Source organism: Streptomyces sp. 2A115 (assembly GCF_052245575.1).
GTDB lineage: Bacteria > Actinomycetota > Actinomycetes > Streptomycetales > Streptomycetaceae > Streptomyces.
Map to the genome: position 1 here is coordinate 26,311 of NZ_JBQQCG010000022.1, position 21,476 is coordinate 47,786.

The 21,476-nt window shown below is 71.5% G+C and carries 22 protein-coding genes and 1 pseudogene; 14 read left to right on the forward strand and 9 right to left on the reverse strand.

Going from position 1 to position 21,476, the window contains the following annotated elements; all coding sequences use genetic code 11:
• The first annotated feature begins 3 nt into the window (after positions 1-3).
• From ACTWQR_RS20520 to ACTWQR_RS20540, 5 genes are all read left to right on the forward strand, one after another.
• Positions 4-318 carry a DUF1731 domain-containing protein gene (locus tag ACTWQR_RS20520; RefSeq protein WP_443228662.1) on the forward strand — a complete coding sequence of 105 codons (315 nt, stop codon included), beginning with the start codon at positions 4-6 and terminating at the stop codon, positions 316-318.
• Between the two features lie 147 nt (positions 319-465).
• Positions 466-1,299: a PIG-L family deacetylase gene (locus ACTWQR_RS20525; protein ID WP_443228568.1), complete on the forward strand. Its 834-nt coding sequence runs from the start codon at positions 466-468 to the stop codon at positions 1,297-1,299.
• 785 nt (positions 1,300-2,084) lie between these two features.
• The gene (gene dhaK, locus ACTWQR_RS20530; protein WP_443228569.1) at positions 2,085-3,077 is read left to right on the forward strand and encodes a dihydroxyacetone kinase subunit DhaK; all 993 of its coding nucleotides are present in this window, start codon (positions 2,085-2,087) and stop codon (positions 3,075-3,077) included.
• Between the two features lie 55 nt (positions 3,078-3,132).
• Positions 3,133-3,732 (forward strand): dihydroxyacetone kinase subunit DhaL, encoded by a 600-nt coding sequence (gene dhaL / locus ACTWQR_RS20535; RefSeq protein ID WP_443228570.1) that lies wholly within the window; start codon positions 3,133-3,135, stop codon positions 3,730-3,732.
• On the forward strand, positions 3,725-4,159 hold the full coding sequence (locus tag ACTWQR_RS20540) for a PTS fructose transporter subunit IIA (protein WP_443228571.1): 435 nt from the start codon (positions 3,725-3,727) through the stop codon (positions 4,157-4,159). The genes dhaL and ACTWQR_RS20540 overlap by 8 nt, the downstream gene beginning before the upstream one ends.
• An 84-nt stretch (positions 4,160-4,243) precedes the next feature.
• On the opposite strand, the gene ACTWQR_RS20545 is transcribed toward ACTWQR_RS20540, so the two are convergent.
• Positions 4,244-4,951: a glycoside hydrolase family 75 protein gene (locus tag ACTWQR_RS20545; RefSeq protein WP_443228572.1), complete on the reverse strand. Its 708-nt coding sequence runs from the start codon at positions 4,949-4,951 to the stop codon at positions 4,244-4,246.
• A gap of 361 nt (positions 4,952-5,312) precedes the next feature.
• On the opposite strand from ACTWQR_RS20545, the gene ACTWQR_RS20550 reads away from it, so the two are divergent.
• From ACTWQR_RS20550 to ACTWQR_RS20560, 3 genes are all read left to right on the forward strand, one after another.
• Positions 5,313-6,320, forward strand: a complete 1,008-nt coding sequence (locus tag ACTWQR_RS20550; RefSeq protein ID WP_443228573.1) for a fibronectin type III domain-containing protein — start codon at positions 5,313-5,315, stop codon at positions 6,318-6,320.
• Between the two features lie 167 nt (positions 6,321-6,487).
• The gene (locus ACTWQR_RS20555; RefSeq protein WP_443228574.1) at positions 6,488-7,426 is read left to right on the forward strand and encodes a LysR family transcriptional regulator; all 939 of its coding nucleotides are present in this window, start codon (positions 6,488-6,490) and stop codon (positions 7,424-7,426) included.
• Between the two features lie 204 nt (positions 7,427-7,630).
• Entirely contained in the window at positions 7,631-8,227 is a 597-nt protein-coding gene (locus tag ACTWQR_RS20560; protein WP_443228575.1) for a hypothetical protein, read from the forward strand.
• An 82-nt stretch (positions 8,228-8,309) separates the two neighbouring features.
• Here ACTWQR_RS20560 and ACTWQR_RS20565 read toward each other — a convergent pair whose 3' ends face one another.
• The 3 genes from ACTWQR_RS20565 to ACTWQR_RS20575 all read right to left on the reverse strand — a co-directional run bounded on the left by ACTWQR_RS20565 (position 8,310) and on the right by ACTWQR_RS20575 (position 11,928).
• Positions 8,310-8,864 (reverse strand): PadR family transcriptional regulator, encoded by a 555-nt coding sequence (locus tag ACTWQR_RS20565; RefSeq protein WP_443228576.1) that lies wholly within the window; start codon positions 8,862-8,864, stop codon positions 8,310-8,312.
• A 46-nt stretch (positions 8,865-8,910) separates the two neighbouring features.
• A complete protein-coding gene (locus tag ACTWQR_RS20570; RefSeq protein ID WP_443228577.1) occupies positions 8,911-10,926 on the reverse strand; it encodes an oxidoreductase in 2,016 nt (671 codons plus the stop codon).
• Between the two features lie 222 nt (positions 10,927-11,148).
• Complete coding sequence (locus ACTWQR_RS20575) at positions 11,149-11,928, reverse strand: putative protein N(5)-glutamine methyltransferase (RefSeq protein WP_443228578.1); 780 nt, start codon at positions 11,926-11,928, stop codon at positions 11,149-11,151.
• 303 nt (positions 11,929-12,231) lie between these two features.
• On the opposite strand from ACTWQR_RS20575, the gene ACTWQR_RS20580 reads away from it, so the two are divergent.
• The gene (locus tag ACTWQR_RS20580; RefSeq protein ID WP_443228579.1) at positions 12,232-12,741 is read left to right on the forward strand and encodes a MarR family winged helix-turn-helix transcriptional regulator; all 510 of its coding nucleotides are present in this window, start codon (positions 12,232-12,234) and stop codon (positions 12,739-12,741) included.
• On the opposite strand, the gene ACTWQR_RS20585 is transcribed toward ACTWQR_RS20580, so the two are convergent.
• Both ACTWQR_RS20585 and ACTWQR_RS20590 read right to left on the reverse strand, forming a co-directional pair.
• Positions 12,722-13,504, reverse strand: a complete 783-nt coding sequence (locus ACTWQR_RS20585) for a GNAT family N-acetyltransferase (RefSeq protein ID WP_443228580.1) — start codon at positions 13,502-13,504, stop codon at positions 12,722-12,724. The two genes, ACTWQR_RS20580 and ACTWQR_RS20585, sit on opposite strands and share 20 nt — an antisense overlap.
• The gene (locus ACTWQR_RS20590; protein WP_443228581.1) at positions 13,501-14,421 is read right to left on the reverse strand and encodes an NADP-dependent oxidoreductase; all 921 of its coding nucleotides are present in this window, start codon (positions 14,419-14,421) and stop codon (positions 13,501-13,503) included. The genes ACTWQR_RS20585 and ACTWQR_RS20590 overlap by 4 nt, the downstream gene beginning before the upstream one ends.
• Positions 14,422-14,624: 203 nt before the next feature.
• Here ACTWQR_RS20590 and ACTWQR_RS20595 point away from each other — a divergent pair, with 203 nt between their 5' ends.
• Both ACTWQR_RS20595 and ACTWQR_RS20600 read left to right on the forward strand, forming a co-directional pair.
• The gene (locus ACTWQR_RS20595) at positions 14,625-15,230 is read left to right on the forward strand and encodes a sulfite oxidase-like oxidoreductase (protein ID WP_443228582.1); all 606 of its coding nucleotides are present in this window, start codon (positions 14,625-14,627) and stop codon (positions 15,228-15,230) included.
• Positions 15,223-16,029, forward strand: a complete 807-nt coding sequence (locus tag ACTWQR_RS20600; RefSeq protein ID WP_443228583.1) for a ferredoxin reductase — start codon at positions 15,223-15,225, stop codon at positions 16,027-16,029. The genes ACTWQR_RS20595 and ACTWQR_RS20600 overlap by 8 nt, the downstream gene beginning before the upstream one ends.
• Before the next feature lie 26 nt (positions 16,030-16,055).
• Here the strand turns inward: ACTWQR_RS20600 and ACTWQR_RS20605 are convergent, their stop codons facing one another.
• Together ACTWQR_RS20605 and ACTWQR_RS20610 are read right to left on the reverse strand one after the other, a co-directional pair.
• Positions 16,056-16,946, reverse strand: coding sequence for a universal stress protein (locus ACTWQR_RS20605; protein ID WP_443228584.1), 891 nt, complete (start codon positions 16,944-16,946; stop codon positions 16,056-16,058).
• A 68-nt stretch (positions 16,947-17,014) separates the two neighbouring features.
• A pseudogene (locus ACTWQR_RS20610) lies at positions 17,015-17,620 on the reverse strand (phosphoketolase); the annotation flags it as partial.
• 205 nt (positions 17,621-17,825) lie between these two features.
• Between ACTWQR_RS20610 and ACTWQR_RS20615 the strand changes: the two are divergent.
• Complete coding sequence (locus ACTWQR_RS20615) at positions 17,826-18,410, forward strand: Rv1733c family protein (RefSeq protein ID WP_443228585.1); 585 nt, start codon at positions 17,826-17,828, stop codon at positions 18,408-18,410.
• A 110-nt stretch (positions 18,411-18,520) separates the two neighbouring features.
• Here ACTWQR_RS20615 and ACTWQR_RS20620 read toward each other — a convergent pair whose 3' ends face one another.
• Positions 18,521-19,879, reverse strand: coding sequence for an 8-oxoguanine deaminase (locus tag ACTWQR_RS20620; RefSeq protein ID WP_443228586.1), 1,359 nt, complete (start codon positions 19,877-19,879; stop codon positions 18,521-18,523).
• A gap of 112 nt (positions 19,880-19,991) precedes the next feature.
• On the opposite strand from ACTWQR_RS20620, the gene ACTWQR_RS20625 reads away from it, so the two are divergent.
• Complete coding sequence (locus ACTWQR_RS20625; RefSeq protein WP_443228587.1) at positions 19,992-20,960, forward strand: acetylxylan esterase; 969 nt, start codon at positions 19,992-19,994, stop codon at positions 20,958-20,960.
• 16 nt (positions 20,961-20,976) lie between these two features.
• Entirely contained in the window at positions 20,977-21,381 is a 405-nt protein-coding gene (locus tag ACTWQR_RS20630; protein WP_443228588.1) for a nuclear transport factor 2 family protein, read from the forward strand.
• Positions 21,382-21,476 lie beyond the last annotated feature (95 nt).

Consider the following 21,476-nt stretch of genomic DNA (forward strand, 5'->3'; position numbering starts at 1 on the left):
CAACTGCGGCCCGCCCCGCCATGTGGCCCGTCGACGGCTGAAGAATCCCGCGCTCGACACGCAGAACGGCACCGTGTCGGCCTTCGCCGCCGCGCTCCTCCGGCCTTCGCCGCGCTTCGCGTCGCGCTCGGCGAGTTCGCCTCGGGCATCACCGGCAGCTGCCGTTCGGTGCCCACGGGCCTGCCGCGGGAGGGTTTCACCTTCCGCCACCCGACGATCGACGAGACCCTCAAGCAGTTCTTGCGCTGTGGCCGCAGGCGGTGTGACCAGGCTCTCCCTCCCAGAAGGGTCTGTCCCCGGCCGCGGCCCCCGTTCTGAAATGATCAGTTGAAGGGCAGCAGCGGGTGAACCCAGGCCGGTCGGATACTGGGGGATACCGGACGGACTCGGCGGTCTGCGGGCGGTCACGTACCCCTGGTGCCGCAGACTGGCACTGATCGCTTGACCGACCAGGGGATGGATTTAATGGCTGACCGGCCTTTGACGCTGATGGCAGTGCACGCCCACCCGGACGACGAAGCTACGGGAACGGGGGGTGTCCTGGGGCGCTATGCGGCGGAGGGCGTCCGCACGGTGCTCGTCACGTGTACCGACGGTGGCTGCGGTGATGGTCCGGGGGGTGCCAAGCCCGGCGACCCAGGGCATGATCCGGCTGCCGTTGCCGTGATGCGTCGAGGCGAGCTCGAAGCGAGCTGTGAAGTCCTGGGGGTCGGTCATCTTGAGCTGCTCGGGTACGCCGACTCCGGGATGATGGGCTGGCCGGCCAACACCGCGCCCGGATCGTTCTGGAGTACGCCCGTGGATGAGGCAGCCGCCCGGCTGGCCGAACTGATGCTGCGCTACCAGCCTGATGTCGTCGTGACCTACGACGAGAACGGGTTCTACGGCCACCCCGATCACATCCAGGCGAACCGGATCACGATGGCAGCGCTGTCGCTGACCGGGATGGCGTCGAAGGTGTACTGGACGACGGCGCCGCACTCGATGATGAAGGAGTTCGGGCAGATCGTGCGCGAGTTCGGCGGGGACTGGGAGGAGCCGGATCCGTCCGAGGCCGGAGCGGAGCCCGAAATCGGCCTGCCCGACGAGGAGATCACCACGTGGGTGGACACCACTGAGTTCGGCAGCCAGAAGTTCGACGCGCTGGCCGCGCATGCCAGCCAGGCTGAGAACATCTTCTTCCTGCGGATGGGCAAGGAGAGGTTCACGCAGCTCATGGGCGTGGAGACGTTCGTCCGGGTCCACGACACCACCGGCGTGCCCCTGCCCGAGAACGACCTGTTCGCCGGCCTACGCTGAGCCGGCGGCCGTCCCGGGGGCAGACGGAGAGCCGCAGCCTGCACACGCTGCGCCCTTGCTCCGCGTGCTCGAAAGCGGAGAGCCGGAGTGCAAGGGAACCCACGCCGGACACTGCACGCCGTCGTAACCGCCGCGCGACGAAGCCCCGTTGGCAAACCGGCGGGGTTTCGTCGTCCACGCGCTCTCAGGCAGGTCTCACCAACTGTGCGGACTCCCCCGGACCGTGAGGCCCTGACCTGGCGTTCAGCCCCTGCCCTGGACGCGGCTCGATGGAACAGCCAAGATCGAACCGTAAGCGGACCGGACCAGCCGCGAATGCCACGCGTTGCATCATCGCCGCAGCTCACGGGGTGCGGGCGCCGTACCACCAGCAGACCAAGAACCCGCTGGCCGGCACCACCCCGAAACCGGAGCACGCGCGGTGCCTTGACCTTCCGCTCTTGGCGGCCACTCGACGAGGTGGCAGTTCGACGGCGCGGTTCAACGGGCGGCACGACGTCACCCGAACCGCGAGGTGCACTGTAGGGGTAAGCCACGGCGCAGGCGCAGGTGACCTTCGCTGCCCCAAGGTTGATACTGCCCACAGCAGTACTCCAGCCGCCGCATGTCCGACTCACAACGAGGACCTGACATCCCGTCACCAAAGTCAGCATCGAGTCAGCATCAGCACCGCCACAACCCGCCATGAGCCGCCACGGATCGCCGAGATCGACAACTAGCCTTACCTACTCTGACCAGCAAACGCAGGACGGGGCCCCGCCTGCCGAGCCCACCAGGAGGTACCCATGAGGATGCTCATCAACGTCGCGGAGACGGTCGTCGCGGATGCGCTGCGAGGCATGGCCGCCGCGCATCCCGAGCTGACCGTGGACGTCGAGAACCGGGTGATCGTACGGCGGGACGCTCCGGTGGCCGGGAAGGTGGGGCTCGTCTCGGGCGGTGGTTCGGGGCACGAGCCGCTGCACGGCGGGTTCGTGGGTCCGGGGATGCTGTCGGCGGCCTGTCCTGGCGAGGTGTTCACGAGCCCGGTGCCGGACCAGATGGTGCGGGCGGCGGCGGCCGTGGACAGCGGCGCCGGGGTGTTGTTCATCGTGAAGAACTACACCGGTGACGTGCTCAACTTCGACATGGCGGCGGAGCTGGCCGAGGACGAGGGCGTACAGATCGCCAAGGTTCTCGTCAATGACGATGTCGCCGTCACCGACAGCCTCTACACGGCGGGGCGCCGCGGCACCGGCGCGACGCTGTTCGTGGAGAAGATCGCGGGCGCCGGGGCCGAGGAGGGCCAACCGCTGGAGCGGGTCGAGGCGCTGGCCCGCCAGGTCAACGAGAACTCGCGCAGTTTCGGCGTCGCGCTGAGCGCGTGCACCACACCGGCCAAGGGCAGCCCCACCTTCGATCTGCCGCCCGGGGAGCTGGAGTTGGGCGTCGGGATCCACGGCGAGCCGGGCCGTGAGCGGCGGGCGATGATGACCTCGCGGGAGATCGCCGACTTCTCGGTGAACGCGATCCTGGAGGACCTGAACCCCCGCAACCCCGTCCTGGTCCTGGTCAACGGCATGGGCGCCACCCCACTCCTGGAGCTGTACGGCTTCAACGCGGAGGTGCAGCGGGTGCTGACCGAGCGCGGAGTCCCCGTGGCGCGCACGCTCGTCGGCAACTATGTCACCTCGCTCGACATGGCCGGCGCCTCGGTGACCCTGTGCCAGATCGACGAGGACCTGCTGCGGCTGTGGGACGCGCCGGTGAGTACGGCGGGTCTGCGCTGGGGCATGTGAGAGCGCACCGGCCCGCCGCACCCTCAGCAACCCCCTTACCCCGCAAGGAGATTCAGTGCTCGACGCCGACTTCTTCCGCCGTTGGATGACGACGACCGCCGCTTCCGTGGATCGCGAGTCCGAACGGCTCACCGCCCTCGACTCGCCGATCGGCGACGCCGACCACGGCAGCAATCTGCAGCGCGGCTTCACGGCCGTGGCGGCCACGCTGGAGAAGGAGGCACCGGACACGCCCGGCGCCGTCCTCATGGTCTCCGGACGGCAGTTGATCTCGACGGTGGGCGGTGCGTCGGGTCCGTTGTACGGCACCCTGCTGCGCCGAACCGGCAAGGCGCTCGGTGACGCGGCCGAGGTCAGCGAGCAGGAGCTCACTGACGCGCTGCGCACCGGCGTGGACGCGGTGATGCAGCTCGGCGGGGCGGCGCCCGGCGACAAGACCATGATCGACGCGCTCGTGCCCGCGGTTCACGCGCTCGGCGAGTCCTTCGCCTCGGCGCGGGCCGCCGCCGAGGAGGGAGCCCTCGCGACCACGCCGTTGCAGGCCCGCAAGGGCAGGGCGAGCTACCTGGGCGAGCGCAGCATCGGGCACCAGGACCCCGGTGCCACCTCCTCGGCACTCCTGGTCGCGGCGCTCGCGGAGACGGCAGGTGAGTGACGTGACGGGTGCGGCGGGAGGCGGCGAGAAACTGGTGGGCATCGTGCTCGTGTCGCACAGCGCCGCGGTGGCCGCCTCGGTCGCCGAGCTGGCGACGGGGCTCGCGGGCGGCCGTACGACGGCTCCGGTGGCCCCGGCGGGCGGTGTCGAGGGCGGTGGCCTGGGGACCAGCGCCGAGCTGATCTCCGCCGCGGCCGCCTCCGTGGACCGCGGCGCCGGTGTCGCCGTCCTCACCGATCTCGGCAGCGCGGTCCTCACCGTGAAAACCCTCCTCACCGAGGGCGACGAACTCCCGGCGGGCACCCGGCTGGTGGACGCCCCCTTCGTCGAGGGCGCCGTGGCGGCGGTCGTCACCGCGTCGGCCGGGGCGGACCTGGCGGCGGTGGAGGCAGCGGCTTCGGAGGCGTACACCTATCGGAAGGTGTGACACCCGCCGGATCACGGCGCTCCCCGCCCCGCTCGGTTCCGTCGCGTCCGTCGGTTCCGTCGCGTCCGTCAGTTGCCAGTTGCGTCAGTTGCGTCGAATGAACTCCCGTGCCAGTCGCTCCCCTTGGGCGACAGCCGCCCGGTGGTTCTCGATCGGTGAGGCGCTGGAGTTCTTGAACAGGATGTACGTGACCCCTGAGGCGGTACCGCCGCCCCGGGGGTCGGGGCGGATGCCGAAGGCCCGGGCCGTGGCGTACGACGCCTCGCCGATGATGCCCCGTGGGCCGACGTCGCCGACGACCGCGTACTGGACGCGGTCGCGGTGGATCACGGCGGCGACCGTGCCGCCCCGGACCCCGTGCTTGTGGTAGTTCCAGATGCGGCTCGGGGCGGGCACGACGACGTACGGCAGGCGCTCGGCGCTCAGGTGGCGCCCGTCGGACTGCTGGTAGGCGGTGGCGGCGGAGAAGAGCGGGTCGGTGCGCCGGTTGCAGCGGGGACCGCGTCGGCCGTCGCAGTTGATGTCCATGTCTGCCTTCCAGAAGACGGCGCCGCGCTTTCCGCAGACGGGGATGGTCGCGGGCGTCCCGTAGTCGCCGCGATAGCGCCCGCGTGACACGGGCGCGCAGCCGCGTACCGCGGCCAGGAGGTCCGCGGCCCGGACGTTCCCCTCGCGCTCGTGGACGGCCTCGGGCGGCAGGACGGCAGCGGGAACGGCGTTGGTGGCGGGCAGCGCGGTGGGGGCGAGCAGGGCGGCGCCGGCCGCGGCCAGCGTCAGCGACTGGGCACGCACGATAAGACCCTCTCCTGGGCGGCACTGACGGACACTCAGCCCAATCTGGGGTCGAATCGATCACGTGGCCACCGTTGGGGGTCCGTACGGTGCACGCTCTCTGACGTCTCGTCGGGGGCCGGGGGGGCCGGAGGCGTGGTCGCCTCCGGCCCCCCCGGCCGCCCTCGCCGGCGCGGGATCAGCGACGACAGCGTCCGCACCGTTCGGCTTGAACTCCCCTGCGACGAGGCCGAGTTCAGCCGTGAAGAGGATCAGCATACGTAACGTTCCACCGGCACGGCCAACGACGGCCCTCTTGATGTCGTCACGGCGACGGGGCCATATTGGTCCGGACCAATGCCGTCGAGGGAGGGCAGGGCCCGTGCGACGCGTTCCCCTGCGAGCCGTTGTGGTCTGCGGCGCGCTGCTCGTGGTGGTGTCCTGCGGCTGGGGCGGGCAGGACACCGACGGGGGCGGCCGGCTGCCGACGGCCCCGGCCGGCGTCACCGCGGCCGCCGGCAGCGCGACCAGCGTGCACGTCATGTGGAACCGGGCCTCCGGGGAACCCGCGATCGCCCAGTACGAGGTGTATCGCGGCACCACAAAGGTGCGGGAGGTACCCGGTGCACAGCACATGGTCGACGTCACCAGGCTGAAGCCGTCGACCTCCTACGCCTTCACCGTACGAGCGCGCGACGCCGACGGGAGGCTCGGTCCGCCCAGCGAGCGTGTACGGGCCACGACGCCCGCTTCGGCCGCCGCCGACGACCAGCCGCCCAGCCGCCCGGAACGGCCGCGCGGCAAGGCGGCGGGAAGCCGGGCCGCCCAGCTGTCCTGGGGCACGTCCACGGACGACCGGGGCGTGGCCTCGTACGACCTCTATCAGGGCACAACGAAGATCCACAGCGTGGACGGCGGTCAGACGGCGACCGTGGTCACCGGGCTGCGGCCGGGCACGCGCTACTCCTTCACCGTCCGGGCACGCGACGCGGCGGACAACGTCTCGACCGCGAGCGAGGCCGTCCGGATCACCACCGCGGCGGGCTCCGACGACGGGGAGGGTACGGGTGCAGGCACGGCGCCGACCGGGTTCCGTGCGACGACGCACCGCGCCGACGGCGCGTACTACCTCGACCTGTCGTGGATCCCGCCGAACGCCGGAATGATCGACGGGGTGATCACGGAGTACCAGATCCAACTCGACGGGCAGCCGGCCACCTCGCTCGTCTGGGGCGGGACGCCGCCCCGCGACAAGGCGACGTACAGCTTCTACGTGGGGCGGGAGGCCGGGGTCACGCAGCGGGTGCGGATCAGGGCGAAGCTGCCGGACGGGACCTGGGGCGGTTTCTCGGCGGAGCGGACGGTGACCACGGGAGCGGCTCGGCCGTAGGCGAGGCCTGAGCGCTCCGCTGGAAGAACGGTGATGCTGTATCGACGTGCGGCTCCGCCGCGGGTGCGGGCCGGTGGGGGCTGGTCGCGCAGTTCCTCGCGCCCCTTACGGGGCGGACGGTGAGCGCAGGAACCGCCGGGCCATAGGGGCAGCCTAGGATTCATGGCATGGCCCATAGGGATTCCAATGGCACCGGCTCCGCCGGGCCGCTCGATCTCTCGCTGCTGCGCACCTTTCTCGCCGTCCACCGGGCGGGGTCGTTCACGGCGGCGGCGCGGTTTCTGGGGCTGTCGCAGCCGACGGTGACGACGCAGATCCGGTCCCTGGAGGACCAGCTGGGGCGGGAGCTGTTCGAGCGGCGGCCGCGCGGAGTGGTGTCCACCTCGGTCGCGGACGAGCTGGCCGCGCAGGTCGCGACGCCGCTGGACGCGCTCGCGGTGGTCACGGACCGGGGCGGGTTCGGGGCGGACCTGGTGCCCGATCCGGTCCATGTGGCGGGGCCCGCCGAGTTGCTGTGCACACGGGTGCTGCCCGTCCTCGCCCCGCTGACCGGGCAGGGGGTGCGGCTGCGGGTCACGACCGGGCTGACCGACGGTCTGCTGGAGGGGCTGCGCGGCGGCCGCTTCGACCTGATGATCGCCACGTCACGGCCGCGCGGGCGCACGCTGAGCGCGGTGCCGCTGGCGGACGAGGAGTTCATCCTGGTCGCCGCGCCCGAGTGGGCCGACCGGATCGGGCCGGACCGGGTGGCCGCCGAGGGGCCCGCCACGCTGCACCGGGCGCCTCTGGTCACGTATGCCGAGGATCTGCCCATCGCGCGGCGCTACTGGCGGCACGTCTTCGACGTACGGCTGACCGGTCAGGCCGCGATCACCGTGCCGGATCTGCGCGGCGTTCTCGCGGCGGTGGTAGCGGGCGCCGGGATCTCGGTGCTCCCCCGTTATCTGTGCCTCGACGAACTGGCCTCCGGCAGGCTGGTCCCCCTTCTGGTCCCCGAGGACCCGCCGATCAACACCGTGTACCTGGTGCAACGGCCCGGGGTACCGGACAACCCGCATGTCGCGCTCGTCCGGGAGCGGCTGCTGGCGGCCGGCCGCACCTGGTGACCGGTCGCCGGGAGGACGCCGGCCGACCCCGGTGACACCCATCGGCGGTCGGCCGGACGAAGGAATTCGTCACCTGCTCGGTCGCGGTCCGCGTGCGGACCCGGGGATGGTCGCATTGGCTCGGTGCGAAGGCAGCACGGCTGTTTCCCAACCCTCGGCGGCGCATGGGATGTACCGCCAACCGTGCCGTCGGAGGGCAGTCCTATGCGTACCGTTCAGATACTCGTCCGCTCCGGCCTGACCGTTGCGGCCGCCGCCGCGCTGCCGCTGGCCCTCACCGCCGGGCAGGCCACCGCGGTGCCCACGCAGATCAATGTGACCACCAGTGGATCGACGGTGCAGGTGACCACCACCACGTGCGTGACCAGAGCCAACGGCTCGATGGGCAGTGCCTCACTGCTCTCCGGCGGCCAGACGAACTTCGCGCAGGGCCGCCAGGCGACCTTGTCCGGAAACAGCACCAGTCAGTCCGCCGCCTGGTCGAACGTCACCGCCGGCACCTACACCGTCATCGTGGTCTGCGCCGACGGCACGACGGCGGGCACCCAGTCCGTCATCGTCTCCCCGGCCTCGACGCCCACCATCTCCACGACCGCGTCTCCGTCTCTGCCCCCGTCCCCGCCCCCGTCTCTGTCCCCGTCTCCGTCTCCGTCTCCGTCGCTCGGAGTCATGGGCGGTATGGGCGGCGGTAGGAAGGACTACGGCACCGTCACCTACGTGGTGGGAGGGGTCCTGGTCGTGGCGGGCACCGGAGCCACGGTCTGGGTCCTGCGTCGGCGTTCCAAGCCGCATCGGCTCTGAACACAGCGGCGGTCCGGCACCCCGGTCAAGGTCGAGGCCCGGGCCGTCGCTGTCCCCCACAACGCACACGGACGTCGGGGCGTCAGGAGGCCGGGTCCTCCGCGGGCAGCCGCTCGAACTCCTGCAGCGCATGTGTCAGCCAGCGCGTCCAGAAGGTCTCCAGGTCGATCCCCGCACGCAGGACGAGGTGTTGGAGGCGGTCCTGGGGCGCCTCCTTGCCCGGCGGGAAGTCCCGCTCCTGGATCTCCTCGTACTCCGCCAACTGCCGCTGGTGCAGGTCGAGATGGCGACGCAGATCCGCCTCGATGCCCGCGGTGCCGACCACCGCCGCGGCCCGCAGCCGCAGCAGCAGCGTGTCGCGCAGGGGCTTCGGGTCCTGCGACGCGGCGGTCCAGCGGGCGAGTTCGGCGCGGCCGTCGGGCAGGACCTCGTACCGCTTCTTCTGCCCGCGGGCCGGCTGCTCCGACGGGAGGGCCCTGATGTAGCCCTCGGCCTCCAGCTTTCCCAGCTCGCGATAGATCTGCTGGTGCGTCGCAGACCAGAAGTAGCCGATCGACCTGTCGAACCGGCGGGTCAGCTCAAGGCCCGACGACGGCTTTTCGAGCAGGGCGGTGAGGATCGCGTGCGGGAGTGACATGGCGTCATCCTAAAGACGGGCCGTACGCCCCCAGTCCCTGTCGGGCCTAGAGCGCCGCCGCGAGCTCCGTGCCCTGCTTGATGGCGCGCTTGGCGTCCAGTTCGGCGGCAACGTCGGCGCCGCCGATGAGGTGCACGCTGCGGCCCGCCGCGCTCAGCTCCTCGTACAGGTCTCGGCGCGGGTCCTGGCCGGTGCAGAGGACGATCGTGTCGACCGGCAGGACGGAACTCCGTCCGTCGACGGTCACGTGCAGACCGGCGTCGTCGATTCGGTCGTACTGGACGCCCGGGACCATGGTCACGCCGCGGTGCCTCAGCTCGGTGCGGTGGATCCAGCCGGTGGTCTTGCCGAGTCCGGCGCCGACCTTGGACGCCTTGCGCTGGAGCAGATGGACCATGCGCGGCGGGGCGGGCCTGTCGGGCGTGCCGAGGCCGCCGGGCGCGCGGTAGTCCATGTCGACGCCCCAGTGCCGGAAGTACGTCGCCGGGTCCTCGCTCGCCTTGTCGCCACTGTCGGTCAGGAACTCGGCGACGTCGAAGCCGATGCCACCCGCGCCGAGGATCGCGACCCGGTCGCCGACGGGGGCGCCGCCGCGCAGGACGTCGAGGTAGCCGACGACGCTGGGGTGGTCGACGCCGGGGATCTCGGGGGTACGCGGGCTGACGCCGGTGGCGACGACGACCTCGTCGTACTCGGATACGTCCGTGGCAGTGACCGCAGTGTTCAACCGTACGTCCACGCCGTGCAGTTCGAGCTGCGTGCGGAAGTAGCGGATCGTCTCGTCGAACTCCTGCTTGCCGGGGACCTTGCGGGCCACGTTCAGCTGGCCGCCGATCTCGCCCGCGGCGTCGTACAGGGTGACGTCGTGGCCGCGCTCGGCGGTGCTGACCGCGCAGGCGAGTCCGGCCGGTCCGGCGCCCACCACGGCAACTCGCTTGCGCAGGCGGGTCGGTGTGAGGACGAGCTCCGTCTCGTGGCAGGCTCGTGGGTTCACCAGGCACGACGTGATTTTGCCGCTGAAGGTGTGGTCGAGGCAGGCCTGGTTGCAGCCGATGCAGGTGTTGATGGCCTCGGGGCGTCCGGCCTCCGCCTTGGCGACGAAGTCGGGGTCGGCGAGCATCGAGCGGGCCAGCGACACCATGTCGGCGTAGCCGTCGGCGAGCAACTCCTCTGCCAGTTCGGGGGTGTTGATGCGGTTCGTCGTCACGAGCGGGATCGACACCGCCCCCATGACCTTCTTGGTCACCCAGGCGTACGCACCGCGCGGCACCGACGTCGCGATGGTCGGGATCCGCGCCTCGTGCCAGCCGATGCCGGTGTTGATGATGGTCGCCCCGGCCGCCTCGACGGCCTTGGCCAGGGTGATCACCTCGTCGAAGGACGATCCCCCGGGCACCAGGTCCACCATCGACAGCCGGTAGATGACGATGAAGTCCTCGCCGACCGCCTCGCGTACGCGCCGGACGATCTCGACGGGGAAACGCATGCGGTTCTCGTACGAGCCGCCCCACCGGTCCTCGCGGTGGTTGGTCTGGGCGGCGATGAACTCGTTGATCAGGTAGCCCTCGGAGCCCATGATCTCGACTCCGTCGTAGCCCGCCCGCCTGGCGAGGCGGGCGGCCCGGGCGTAGTCGTCGATCGTCCGCTCGACCTCGTCGTCGGTGAGGGCGTGCGGCAGGTAGGGGCTGATCGGTGCCTGGATCGCGCTCGGCGCGACCAGGTTCTCGTGGTAGGCGTACCGGCCGAAGTGCAGGATCTGCATGGCGATCCGGCCGCCCTCGCGGTGCACGGCGGCGGTGATCCCGGCGTGTGCCTCGGCCTCCGCCTCCGTGGTCAGCTTGGCGCCGCCGTCGTACGGCCGTCCCGCCTCGTTCGGGGCGATGCCGCCGGTGACGATGAGGCCGACGCCGCCACGCGCCCGGGCGGCGTAGAACTCCGCCATGCGCTCGAAGCCCCGCTCGGCCTCTTCCAGACCGACGTGCATGGAGCCCATGAGTACGCGGTTCGGCAGCGTGGTGAAGCCGAGGTCGAGCGGGTTCAGCAGGTGCGGGTAACGGGTCATCGGCCCCTCCGTACGCGGTGTCGTCACTCCTGTTGTAGACGACGGGCCGCGCTTTATGCAACTAGTTGCATAAAGACGGAGGGGCCGATGTGACCAGGGCCTCACCGACGCCGAGCGCTCCGCGGGAAGCATGTCGGAAACTTCGGGCCGTCCCCGGTTGGTCGCAGTTCCCAGCGCCTCCCCCAAAGGGCGCTCCCGCGCACCGGACTTGTTGAGCCCCGGTCAGGGCCGCATACCGATGATCACGCTCGCGTACAGCTCCTCGGAGACCTCCAGTCGCGGTATCAGACCGGCGCGGGCGAAGGTCTCGACGGCCAGGTCCGCCTGGCGTTCGCTCGTCTCGACGAGGAGGCTGCCGCCGGGGGCCAGCCAGAGGGGGGCCTCGGCGGCCACGCGGCGCAGGACATCGAGCCCGTCCCCTCCCCCGTCGAGCGCCACCAGAGGTTCATGGTCGCGGGCTTCCGGCGGCAGGAGCCCGACCTCCCCGGTGGGGACGTACGGCACGTTGGCCGCCAGGACGCCGACGCGGCCCCGGAGAGCGCGCGGCAACGGATCGAAGAGGTCGCCCTCGTAGACATGGCCGCGCGCACCGATGTTCCGGCGGGCGCAGCGCACCGCGGTCGGATCGATGTCGGCGGCGTGCAGTTCGGCGCCGGGGAGGGACGCGGCGAGTGCGGCACCCACCGCTCCCGAGCCGCAGCAGAGGTCCACGACGACGGGCGCTTCGGAGGCGAGGGCCACGGCCTGCTGGACCAGGAACTCGGTGCGACGGCGGGGCACGAAGACCCCGGGCCGCACAGAAATGCGCAGGCCGCTGAACTCGGCCCAGCCCAGGACGTGTTCGAGGGGCAGGCCCGCGACGCGGCGGTCCACCATGGCGGCGAGCTGAACCGGAGTACGGGCGGTGGAGACGATCAGCCGCGCCTCGTCCTCGGCGAAGACACAGCCCGCGGAACGAAGCGCGGTGACGACCGTTGCGTGAGAAGCGGAAGAAGGTGGCATGGAAGCCGAGAGCCTTTCGGGAAGCCGAAGGGCGCCCTCGAGGTCACCTGATGCCGGTGAGGCCTTGAGGCGAGAGCACCCGAACTGACACAGCGGTAATGGGGCTCACCTCCTTGGTCCCTCAACGGCTGGGGCGATCCACAGCCGGACGGCAACATTACACGGCCGCGGCCTCTGGCGAAGTTCGGATCCCGGCTGTGCGCACGGACGCCTTCACCTCATTCTCGGACCCCACCAAAGCCATCTAGTTGCATTACACAACCACTAGTTGTAGTATGCAACTTGAACTGGAAGGGAAGAGCCATGAACGCAGCCGACGAGGCCATCGAGACGATCCACCGCGAGATGACGGCCTTCGCTCGGCGTGCCCGGGCATCGGCGGGACGGCTGCATCCAGAGCTGTCCCTGGTCTCGTACACGCTGCTCGGTCATCTGGAGGAGAGCGGCGGCTGCCGGGCCACCGACCTGGCCGCGCACTACGCCCTGGACAAGTCCACCGTGAGTCGGCAGGTGGGGGCTCTCGAAGAGGCCGGACTGATCGAGCGGCGTGCCGATCCGCAGGACCAGCGTGTCCAGGTACTCCACCTGACGCCGGCCGGGACGGAGATCCTCGCCCAGGTGACCGTGAGCCGCCGGGTGGCGTTCCGTGAGCGGCTGGTGGGCTGGCCCGAGGAGGATCTGGAGCGGTTCGCGGGGTATCTGCTGCGGTACAACGGGGCGGGCGGGATGCCGCGTGAGGCCGCGCCCGCGGCGACTGAGGCGACGCGCGAACGCGGTCGGCGGGGGGCGGCCGCTACCCGGTCGGCTCCCTGAGAGAGTCACCACCCGACCCCACCACCTGCCCGTCCCCCAGCCGTTCCGGCACCCGCGCCCCCACGAACCTCGTCCTGCGCCGCAGCCGGAAGCCCAGCGACTCGTAGAGCCGGATGGCGCCGGTGTTGCCGGCATGGGCGTGCAGGAACGAAGTCTCGCCGCGGGTGCGTACGCCGTGGGCGACGGCCAGGGTCAGCCGGGCGGCCAGGCCTTCGCCACGGAAGTCCGGGTCAGTGCAGACCGCGCTGATCTCGGTCCAGCCCGGCGGGTGCAGCCGCTCCCCCGCCATGGCGATGAGGGCGCCGCCCCGGCGGATCCCGAGATACGTGCCGTGTTCGATGGTACGCGGCAGGAACGGACCGGGTCTGGTGCGCTCGACCAGAGCCAGCATCTCCGGGACGTCGGCCGGACCGAGCCGTACGGCCTCCGGGTCCGGTGCGGCGGCCAGCCCGTCGTCCACGAGCTGTACGCCCTCCATGTCGAACGTCACGTCCCAGCCGGCCGGGATCTCCCCACTGAAGGCGGCCAGCACGATCTCCTGGCCCGGGCCCGCGAGCTCCGCGACGTCCGCCCAGTCGTAGGCGTCCGGGTCGTCGGGCAGGGCCAGCCAGGGCGCCATGTCGACGGGGTAGCGCAGCACGCGACCTCGACGCTCGGCGAAGTGGGCGTGCGGGCCGGTCAGCGAGGCGTACGCGGGGTTGTCCAGCGGATGCCGCCCCCGACTGGAGCTCCGCTCGGCCTCCCACCGTGCCCGGACGCTCATATGCCGACCTCGATCACGATCTTGCCGCGGGCGTGGCCGTCCTCGACGGTTCGCAGGGCCTCGGCCGCCCGCTCCAGCGGGAAGGTCCGCGTCACGAGAGGCCGCAGCGAGCCGTCGACCACAAGCTTGGCCACTTCGTCGAGCACGGCGGCGGTACGGGCCCGTACGACGGGTGAGCCACCGAGCCGCGCCACGATGTCCTTGCCGCCCGCGGTGATCAACTTCGTCCGGTCCGTCAGCAACTCGGCCGCGGCTTCCAGGACTTCCCCGCCGACCAGGTCGTAGACGGCGTCCACCCCGCCGGGCGCCACGGCGCGTACGCCCTCGACGAAGTCCGGACCTGACGGCACGTGCACGGCCCCGAGCGACTCGACCAGGTCCTTCTTGCCCCCGCCGGCGACACCGATGACGCGCACCCCGTCGGCGTGGGCGATCTGCGCGGCCGCGACCCCGACCCCGCCGCCCGCGCCCGTGACCAGCAGGGTCGCGCCGGCCGGCAGGTCCAGCTGGCGGATTCCGTCGTACGCGGTCGCCGCCGCGACGGGCAGGGCCGCGGCGTCGGTGAAGGAGATGTCGGCGGGCTTGTGCGCGATCACCGTCACGGGGAACAGCGCGTACTCGGCGTATCCGCCTGCGACCGGGTTGCCGAAGACCTCGTCACCGACCGCGAAGCCGGTGACGCCGTCACCGATCTCCTCGACGACCCCGGAGGCCTCGTTGCCGAACACGGCGGGCAGCTCGCGCCGCTGCTGGCCGGGACGCTGGTAACCGACGCGCTGCTTCCAGTCGACGGGGTTCACGCCCGCCGCCCGTACGGCGACCAGCAGTTGGCCGGGCCCGGGGGCCGGCCGGTCCTGGTCGACGAGCGCTTCTGTCTCCGGACCGCCGTACCGCGTGAAGACGTACGCCTTGGGCATTGCTCCCTCACTCTCCTTCGCGCCGAGGTGGGCATTATCGGCAAGGAAGATCACGGGGCTGCTATTCCCGGGGCTGCGGGCGGCGGGGTGTTCATACGGCCGCAACGATCCGGGGGCGGGATGCGCGGACGGGCCCGGTACCGTGGAATGACGTACGCGACGATCAAGGGCCGCGGCTCCGACGGCCTGGAGGCACTACCCGCATGAACGTCACCCGAGGCTTCACCGGGCGCCCACGCGTCCCCGATGCCGGACTGCCGCCCGGTCAGTACGACACGGGCGACGACTGGCCCGTCCTGTCCGCCGAGGTCACGCCCGAACTGGCGCCCGCGGACTGGACGTTCACCGTTGACGGCCTGGTCGCCGAGGAACGCACCTGGACCTGGGACGAGGCGCACGCGCTGCCGCCGTCGGCGTACGAGGGCGACATCCACTGCGTGACGAGCTGGTCGAAGTTCGGGGTGCGCTTCGGGGGCGTGTCGCTCGACGCGTTCCTCGATCTCGTCCGCCCGGCGCCGGAGGCCACGCACGCCGTCGCCTACTCGCACACCGGCTACACCACGAACCTCCCGCTGGCGGATCTGACCGGCGGGCGCGCCTGGATCGTCTGGGAGTACGGCGACGAGCCGCTGCCCGCCGAGCACGGTGGTCCGGCGCGACTGCTCGTGCCGCACCTGTACTTCTGGAAGAGCGCCAAGTGGATCGCGGGCGTCCGGATCCTCGGCCACGACGAGCCGGGCTTCTGGGAGCAGAACGGCTACCACCACCGCGGCAACCCCTGGGAAGAGCAGCGCTACTCCGGTGACTGAGATCTCCACGCCCTCGACGGCGTTCATACCCTCGGCCGCCACACCCCCGGCGTCCTTCACGCCTCCGTCCCGTTTCGCCGTGCCCGGCCGGATCGCCGTGAGCGGGCAGGCGGCGGCCGCCTGGCAGCGCGCCACGCTCACCGAGATCCGCCGGGAGACCCCGCGCGCGGCGACCTTCCGGTTCGTCGTGCCCGGCTGGACGGGTCACCTGCCCGGGCAGCACCTGATGCTGCGGCTCAGGGCGGGCGACGGCTACGTCGCCCAGCGGCATTACTCGATCGCCTCGCCGCCCGACGACGCCGGGCACATCGAGCTCACCCTCGACCATGTCGCCGGCGGTGAGGTGTCCGGCTGGTTCCACACAGTCGCCGAGCCCGGCGACGAGGTCGAGGTGCGCGGACCGCTCAGCGGGTTCTTCGCCTGGCCCGGCGACCGGCCGGCCCTGCTCATCGGCGCGGGCTCCGGTGTCGTACCGCTGATGTCGATGGTCCGCCATCATCGCGCTCGAGGGCTGTCGGTGCCGCTGCGGCTGCTCGTCTCGGCGCGTAGCCCCGAGGAGCTGATCTACGCACCGGAGTACGGCTCCGAGACCACGCCCGTGTTCACACGCGGCGCGCCGGAGGGCGTGCCGGTGGGGCGTGTGTCGGCCGCACATGTGGCGGCACTCCTGGCCGACCGGCCCGAGGGTGGGTGGGAGGCCTATGTGTGCGGCTCGAACGACTTCGCCGAGCATGCCTCACGCCTGCTGGTGGACGCGGGCCAGCCGGTGGACCGTATCCGGATCGAACGCTTCGGCTGATCGCCCTGGGGCCAGACGGGAGGCCCTCATTCATGGGGGACCACCGCGACCGGGCACATGGAGTGGTGGATCACGGAGTGGGCCTCGCGGCCCAGGCGGCCGGTTCCGCCCCTGATGCGGCGGCCGATGACCAGCAGTCCCGCCCGGGTGGAGGCCTGTAGCAGGTGGTGCGCGGCGTGCCCGTACAGCACGTACTCGGAGACGGTCGTCTCCGGGAACTTGTGGCGCCACGGCTGGAGGATCGCCGCCAGGGAACGCCACTTGGCGTCTTCCTGCTCGGCCGTGTCGGCCGGCGTCCGCACGCCGGTGAGGTAGCCGCGCGGCGAGGGCAGCGTCCAGGTGTGCACGACTTGCACGGGTGCCGCACGGACGGCGGCCGTGTCGAAGGCGTAGCCGATGAGGTCGTCGGCGGGGTGCGCCAGGTCGAGGCCGAGGACCACCGGCAGGTACGGGGCCTGGGTGGGCGAGGTGGTCTCGTCGACGGGCACACGTTCGTCCTCGGGGAGTTCACCGGCGCGCACCAGCACCACCGGGTGTTCCGCATCGGAGGCCACGGCGAGCGCGACCGAGCCGACCAGGAACCCGGCGAAGCCGCTGAAGCCGCGGGAGCCGACGACCAGCATCTCCGATTCCTCGGCGGCGGCGAGCAGCGCCGGGACGGCCGGGGTGCCGGTGCGGCGGGCGATGATGTCCAACGCCGGGTGGGCGTACGACAGTTGGACGGCCGCGTGGTCGAGGATGGTGCGGGCGGGCCGGGCGCCCGGGGACCAAGCGGGTGCGGCTGGTTCGTCGCCCGCGTGCAGCAGCCGCAGGGCGATCCGGCGGCGCTCGGCCTCACGTGCCGCCCAGTCGGCGGCGTCCAGGCTGGTGAGGGAGCCGTCGATGCCGACGGTGACGCTCCGGGTGTCCTTGCTCATGGCTCGTGCCTTTCGAAGCTCATGCTTCGTACCTTTCGCTCTTCTTCGTTCATGACGTTCCGCTCGTTCTTGTAGCCGTTGAGGTGGAGGACCGGCGGGACGGCCCCGTCGTGCACGGGGTCGAGGAACTTGTTGGAGTGCCGGGACGCGGCCAGCGGGCCCGTCTCCGCCGCCCCGTCCCCGATCACGCAGGCGACCAGCAGGTTCGGGTTGTCGAAGGCCGCCCCGTAGGCATGGGCGAGCGAGTGGCCCAGCTCGCCGCCCTCGTGGATCGAGCCCGGAGTTTCGGGTGCGACATGGCTGGGCACTCCGCCCGGAAAGGAGAATTGCCTGAAAAGTCGCTCCATGCCGGATGCGTCCCGTGTGATGTCCGGGTACGTCTGCGTGTAGCTGCCTTCCAACCAGGAGTCGGCCGGCACCGCGGGGCCGCCGTGGCCCGGCCCCCAGACACAGATCGCGTCGAGGTCACGCCCGGTGATGACCCGGTTGAGATGGGTGTGCACCAGGGTGAGCCCGGGCGAGGTGCCCCAGTGGCCGAGCAGCCTCGGCTTGATGTGATCGGGCTTCAGGGGCTCGGTCGGGAGGGGATCGGCCAGCAGATGGATCTGGCCGACCGCCAGGCAGTTGGCGGCACGCCAGTGCGCGTCGAGCGCTGCCATGCGGCCCTTCGCCATGGTGGGGCTCCTGTTTCTGAGGGGTGGGACGCGGGTTCCACACGGGGCGCGGATCAGTCGTGCGCGGGCCGATTCGGGCGCGGATCGGGTGCGCCCCTCGCCCTCGCGGAGTCGGCCCGGCCTTGTGGGGAACCCGGGCGCCGTACGCCGATGCGGGCGGCACACGGCTCTGGGGACAGGACGAGAGCGGTGAGGAGACCGGGAGATGCAAACGCGGGTGCGCGGCTGGCGATGGCGGCACAATCCACTGCGCCGCCGCTCGGACGTGGTGGAGGCGTGGACGACGCTGGTCGTCGCCGTCCTGCTGTGCGTCGGCGCCCCGCTGGCCGGGATCGCCACCGGCTGGCGAGCGTACGACGGAGCGCGGGCCACGGCCGCGGAGCAGCGTGCCGAACGCCACCGGGTGCGTGCCGAGGTCATCGAGCACGCGCCCCCCGCGGTGCCCACCACCCACGGCGACAGGCAGCCGGCCTACCGGGTGACCGTGCGCTGGGCCGAGGCGGGCGAGCGGCCGCGTACGGAGAAGACCCGGGTGTCCGCCGATACCCGGATCGGCGACCGCACGTACATCTGGCTGGACGACCGGGGCCGGATCGTACCCGCCCCGCCGGACGCCACCGCGGTCTGGCAGCACGCCCTGGCGGCGAGCGCGTGCACCACGGGCTTCGTGGCGGGTGTGGTCCTGGTCGCGCGTTTCGTCGTGGGCCGGGTCGCCGAGCGCCGTCGCATGGCCGAGTGGGGGCGGGAATGGGCCCGTACGGGACCCGAGTGGCGGCGGCACTGGGCATGAGCGGCCGGGGGGAGCCGTGGCGCGCAAGACCCGGGCTCGCCCCGTGAGGGGTGTGCCGCCGCCGGGGTGCGGGTCTCAGGTGTTTCGGGACGGCGGTCGAGGACGGACCGTTACCCGAGTCGCTGCATCCGCCGCGCGATGCGCCCGTGCTCCCGCAGCGCGTCACGCAGGCCGGGCAGTACGGGCTCGCCCCGGTCCACGAGTACGCGGCCACCGACGACCGTGGTCCAGGCGCGGCCGGGTCCGCAGCGCAACCAGGCCTCGACGGGGTCGCTCAGCGCGCCCGCGAGCGCGACCTCGTGGAGATCCCAGACGACCAGGTCGGCGCAGGCGCCCGGCCGCAGATGCCCCAACTCGTCGGCGCGGCCCAGGCATTGGGCCGAACCACGGGTCGCGATGTCGAGCGCGTCGCGGGCGGTCATCGCGCCGGGTCCGCCCCGGTAGCGGCCGAGCAGGAGCGCGCCACGGGTCTCCATCCACAGCGAGGCGTGGTCCGTCGAGGCGGAGCCGTCGCAGCCGATGCCGACCGGCAGGCCCAGTTCGCGCATCTCCTTCACGCGGGCGGTGCCGCCGCCGATGAGCATGTTGGAGCTGGGGCAGTGCGCCACGCCGACGCCGGCCCCGGCGAGGCGGCGCAACTCGGCGTCGTTCGGGTAGATGCAGTGCGCGACCCAGCTGCGATCGCTCAGCCAGCCCGTGTCCTCGAAGTATTCGACGGGCCGGCAGCCGTACGTCTCCAGGCAGTACGTGTCCTCGTCGCGGTCCTCGGCGAGATGCGTGTGCAGCCGTACGTCGTACCGTTCGGCGAGCTCCGCGGTGGCTGTCATCAGCTCCTTGGTCACCGAGAACGGCGAGCAGGGGGCGAGCGCGACCCGGACGAGTGCGCCCGGTTCGGGGTCGTGGTGGGCCTTGATCAGCCGCTCGCTGTCGGCGAGTACCTCCTCCTCGGTCTGCGTGACGCTCCGGGGCGGCAGTCCGCCGTCCTCCACGGACCGGGTCATCGAGCCGCGCGTGGCGTGGAAGCGGAACCCGATGTCCCGTGCGGCGCGGATCTCGGCGTCCACCAGACGCGGGCGGGGATGGACGTAGAGGTGGTCGGACGAGGTTGTGCAGCCGCCCATCAGCAGCTCGGTCATACCGACGTACGACGACACGTAGACGGCTTCCTCGTCGAGCGCGGCCCACAGCGGGTAGAGCGTGGTGAGCCAGTCGAAGAGGGAGCCGTTCACCGCGGGGGCGTAGGAGCGGGTGAGGTTCTGGTAGATGTGGTGGTGCGTGTTGATCAGTCCGGGCGTGACGATCCGCCCGGCCGCGGAGACCACCGAGCGGGCCTCCGGTTCGGTCCCGGGCCCGCCCACAGAGGCCACTCTGCCGTCCGTGACGGCGACCCAGCCGCCGGGGATCTCGCGCTCCGCGTCCACGACGAGCAGTTCGGCGGCCTTGACCAGCAGATCCACGGCAGACGGCATGGCGCCATCGTAGCCAGGGCCGGCCGGTCCGAGGAGAAGGCCTGGCGGCCCTCCGGCCACCCCCGTACGGTGTGATCATCCGCACCCTTATCCGTAGTGAAGGCGGTCTTTCATGGCCCTGTTCGACCTGCCCCTCGACCAGCTCCGGGACTATCGCAGCGCGTCCGTCGAGCCCGAGGACTTCGACGCCTTCTGGGGCAAGACGCTTCAGGAGGCGCGCGAGCACGAGCTGGACGCCCGCTTCGAACCGGTCGAGACGCACCTGAAGAACGTGAAGGTGTACGACGTCACGTTCGCCGGGTTCGGCGGTCACCCGGTGAGGGGCTGGCTGACGCTGCCGGCCTGGGCGAACACGCCGTTGCCGGCGGTGGTGGAGTTCGTCGGCTACGGCGGCGGACGCGGCCTTCCGCACACCCATCTGCTGTGGGCGTCGGCGGGCTTCGCGCACTTCGTGATGGACACCCGGGGCCAGGGCGGCGCCTGGGGCGGCGGCGGTGCCACGCCGGATCCGGTGGGCAGCGCGCCTGCGTTCCCGGGGTTCATGACGCGTGGCATCGACGACCCGGAGAACTACTACTACCGCCGGGTGTTCACCGACGGGGTACGGGCCGTGGAGGCGGCCCGCTCGCATCCGCTCGTCGACGCCTCGCGTGTCGCGGCCGTCGGATCGAGTCAGGGCGGCGGCATCTCGATCGCGGTGGGCGGTCTGGTGGCGGACCTGGTGGCGGTCGCGCCGGACGTGCCGTTCCTGTGCGACTACCCGCGCGCGACGCGGCTCACGGACCGTGATCCGTACCGGGAGATCGGCAACTATCTCAAGACGCACCGCGGCCGTACCGAGCAGGTGCTGCGAACGCTCTCCTACTTCGACGGGGTGCACTTCGCGACGCGCGGCCGGGCGCCCGCCCTGTTCTCGGCGGCCCTGGAGGACCAGACCTGCCCGCCCTCGACGGTCTTCGCCGCCTTCAACGCGTGGGGCCACGACGACAAGGCGATCGAGGTCTACGACTTCAACGACCACGAGGGCGGCGGCCCTTACCAGGAGGCCGCCAAGCTGGCCTGGCTGCCCAAGCACTTCTGAGACAGCCGCGATCCCGATGCGGACGCGCGAGGCTGCCGAGCGGTTCGTCCGGGTGTGGGAGCGCGCCTGGGCGGAGCACGACGTGGACGCGCTGCTGGCGTTGTACGCCGACGGGTGCGTCCACCGTTCGATGCCGTTCCGCGAACCGCATCGCGGGCGGGCCGAACTCGCCGCGTATCTGCGCTGGTCGTTCGCCGGCGAGCGGGTCGTCGACGTGCGGTTCGGTCCGCCGGTGATCGGTCAACAGGGCCTTGCCGTCGCCGAGTTCAGGGTCCTCGTTCAAGAGGGCGAGGACCCTTCGACACTGGCCGGCTGCGTCTTCGTACGCTTCGACGCGGACGGTCTGGCCGTGGAGACGCGGGACTACTGGCACACCGCTACGGGCCACCAGGAGCCCACCGGGCCGCTGTTCCTGGGGTAGCCCGTCGGATACAGCGGGTTCCGCCCCATCCGACCAGTCGGTATGTTCGGGCGTGCCGGGTCGCACGTCCGCTCCCGGCTTCCCCGGCGGATGAC